The following is a 3,301-nucleotide window of genomic DNA, read 5'->3' as shown; positions in this document are numbered from 1 at the left end:
CTTAGCGATGATCCGTATCATGGTTAGGCGTTTGGCATAAAATTTAACTCTCTCCTGACTTTTCAAACATCCTCTTAGATCGACCGAATACAATATAGTCAAAGTTATCATTTTGACGATCGTTAATTTGAATCGATCGGTAATCGATTGAGTTCGGACTTGTAAAATCTCCATTTTGGCATAAATGCATCCATAAATGCGATAAATCGTTTGTTATGACTCGGTTCTAACAAATGAACTAACTCATGAACGACGACATATTCCAGACATTCGGTGGGTTTCTTGGCTAGTTCTAAATTGAAGCGAATCGTTCCCAAACTGGGCGTACAACTCCCCCATTTAGTTTTCATTTTACGGATGCTAAAACTGGTGACAGATACCCCTATCAACCGTTCCCATTTATCGATTAGTGGTGAAATTGCGGCTTCGAGCTGCTGGCAATAAAATTCGTTAACAATAGCCTGCTTGTCGATCGCATTAGTACCCGGACGCACTTGCAGTATCAGGCGATCGTGACATAATTCTAAGCTCGGTGATGTGTCTAGTTCGACTAGACTGAGTAGATAGCGTTTACCCCAAAGATAGTGGCTCTCTCGATCTATATATTCCCGTGGTATTTCTCTGACTTGGCTGCGAATCTTTTGCTGATGTTTTTCGATCCAATCTAGTTTAGAAATTGCAAACACACAAATGGTATCGAGATTCATCCGCAACGGCGCAGAAATTTGGACGTTTCCGCTTGGGGGATAAACACGGAGGTGGACATTTTTGATGTTTTTTCGCACCACATCGATGACTAGATTGCCTAAGTCGATAGTAGTAATTGTTTGTACTGCCATTCGATCGACACACCTCATCTAAAAAGTTGAAAGCTGAAGGTTGAAAGCAAAAAGTGCGGTCTTGGGCTTTGCCCTGTCTTGTCGCGCTAAACCCTCGGCAAAGCCGTAGGCGAGCGTAAGCGAGGCGTGCCATAGGCGGAGCGCGCGCCGCAAGTGAAGCACCTTTTCAAGACAGCGAAAAGCGTGTTTGGTAGGCTCGCAGACTTCGTAGTTCTCGGGCTTTGCCCATGCAATCAAACACCCGTATGCCCGAATCCACCCTTGCGTTCTCCCACAGTCGTTAACTCTGCCACTACTCGCTCCTGCGCCACACATGCCTCTAAATACATCACCTGCGCGATTCTTGCACCATGACTGAATAAATGTAGATCCGCACCATGATTGATTAAACCTATTCCCACCCAGTCTGGATAGTGTTCGTCTACAATTCCTGGGCCATTAATTATGGTAATTGAATTTTTGCACGCCAAGCCACTGCGGGGACACACCAGCATCGTTGCAATCTTGTTGGGGTCATCCGTGCTCAAACCCACCTTGAATCCGGCATTGACGATTTTTTGAGTACCTGGAGCGAGGATGAAAAATCTCAGTTGCGGTTCCGATTGCTGCAATAAATCTACTGTCAAATCTTCCGTAACTTTCTTGCCATTAATATATAGCGAACCTTCTGGGTATTTAGTTAGGAAAAGATCGCGCTGGGCGCGAATAGACTCCACAAAATTATCTGGAGGTGGTGCTGGTAAATAAGCCTTCACATCCAGAGCAGCAGCTCTATCTACGGCTCTCTGCGGTCTAAATTCTGGATCTGCTAAGACATATTCAACTGAAATCACAATGTTACGCTCGCCTCGATCGGGCTTCACAATTTACCAATTTTTATCCTACTCGATCTCCTATCGCTTAACTAATTTTTACAAAAACTCCCGATATTTCCAAACTTAACTAATTTTTACAAACTAACGATTATGTCAGGATTTCTCGATCGATTAGAGCGGATCTCGATTGCCTCCAGCACGCTACGCGAACGCTAATTATGGCTCAATAACGCCATCATAGTCTCCAGATCCCAAACTAGCCAGTCATCTTGAGAACCTTACTAGCCACTGCGACAGGGTATCGGCAAAATATTCGATCGATTTTCTGGTTCTTTCTTGCTCTGTGACTGCGATCGAGTATTTTTTGTTATTGTTCTAATTTATCTATAAAGCAAACTCCAAAACTAGCCAAAACTAATTTGGTAGCTTGAGGCAGAGTTAGTGTGACTCAGAGCATGTTAAGTATTTTATAGAGTATATTAAGCAATTTAAAATCCAGATCGAATTGTAACTTTTCCCCCATTTCCGGGGAAGTTAGTGAATAATGCTAGACGTAGCAGAAATTTTTATAGATAGTTCTTCTCGTTTAATAACACCCACAAAGTATTGGAGACTAGCAGATCGTGAAACTGGCAGTATATGGCAAAGGTGGCATCGGCAAATCCACAACTAGTTGCAACATCTCCGTCGCGTTAGCAAAGCGCGGCAAAAAAGTATTACAAATCGGTTGCGACCCCAAGCACGATAGTACCTTCACCCTGACTGGGTTCTTGATTCCCACCATCATCGATACACTTCAAGAAAAAGACTATCACTACGAAGATGTCTGGCCTGAAGATGTCATCTACAAAGGTTATGGCGGTGTCGATTGCGTCGAAGCTGGCGGGCCTCCTGCTGGTGCTGGTTGCGGTGGTTATGTAGTCGGTGAGACAGTTAAGCTGCTCAAAGAGCTGAATGCTTTTGACGAGTACGACATTATTTTATTTGACGTACTCGGCGACGTAGTTTGTGGTGGTTTTGCGGCTCCGCTCAACTATGCCGACTACTGTTTGATCGTCACTGACAATGGTTTCGATGCTTTATTTGCCGCCAATCGGATTGCCGCATCGGTACGCGAAAAAGCGCGGACGCATCCGTTACGATTGGCTGGTTTAATCGGCAATCGCACCTCCAAGCGCGACTTAATCGATAAATACATCGAAACAGTCCCCATGCCCGTACTGGAAGTTTTACCGCTAATTGAAGATATTCGCGTTTCCCGCGTTAAAGGTAAGACTTTGTTTGAGATGGCAGAAACCGATAAATCGTTGGAATATGTCTGCGATTACTATCTAAATATTGCGGATCAAATTCTGGCATTGCCTGAAGGTGTGGTACCGACGGATGCACCTGACCGGGATCTATTCAGTCTGTTGTCTGATTTCTACCTCAATCCAGTGGAGCCAAAGGTTCAGGATGCTGGTGAGAAAGTGGATTTGATGATGGTTTAACAGTGCGTGGTGGAGATCTGACCCACCCCGCCTGCGGCACCCCTCCAAGGAGGGGATTTTCCCACGCCAGGGTCTGTAGGGGCGGGTTTATGCCATCAACCTCGAATGTAACGATAACTCTCGCACAAACCCGCCCTCCCCACGATTAACCTACAGA

3 protein-coding genes are annotated in these 3,301 nt (G+C 45.0%); 1 reads left to right on the top strand and 2 read right to left on the bottom strand.

Going from position 1 to position 3,301, the window contains the following annotated elements; translation table 11 throughout:
* Positions 1 to 122: 122 nt before the first annotated feature.
* Both C7B77_RS26690 and C7B77_RS29440 read right to left on the bottom strand, forming a co-directional pair.
* The gene (locus C7B77_RS26690; protein WP_106312144.1) at positions 123 to 839 is read right to left on the bottom strand and encodes a M48 family metallopeptidase; all 717 of its coding nucleotides are present in this window, start codon (positions 837 to 839) and stop codon (positions 123 to 125) included.
* Between the two features lie 233 nt (positions 840 to 1,072).
* A complete protein-coding gene (locus tag C7B77_RS29440) occupies positions 1,073 to 1,672 on the bottom strand; it encodes a dCTP deaminase/dUTPase family protein (RefSeq protein ID WP_146138543.1) in 600 nt (199 codons plus the stop codon).
* Between the two features lie 605 nt (positions 1,673 to 2,277).
* On the opposite strand from C7B77_RS29440, the gene bchL reads away from it, so the two are divergent.
* On the top strand, positions 2,278 to 3,144 hold the full coding sequence (bchL, locus tag C7B77_RS26675) for a ferredoxin:protochlorophyllide reductase (ATP-dependent) iron-sulfur ATP-binding protein (RefSeq protein WP_106312138.1): 867 nt from the start codon (positions 2,278 to 2,280) through the stop codon (positions 3,142 to 3,144).
* Positions 3,145 to 3,301: the final 157 nt, after the last annotated feature.

Source organism: Chamaesiphon polymorphus CCALA 037 (assembly GCF_003003845.1).
In the GTDB taxonomy this organism is placed as follows: domain Bacteria; phylum Cyanobacteriota; class Cyanobacteriia; order Cyanobacteriales; family Chamaesiphonaceae; genus Chamaesiphon; species Chamaesiphon polymorphus.
This window is presented reverse-complemented; position numbering and strand designations above follow the sequence as displayed.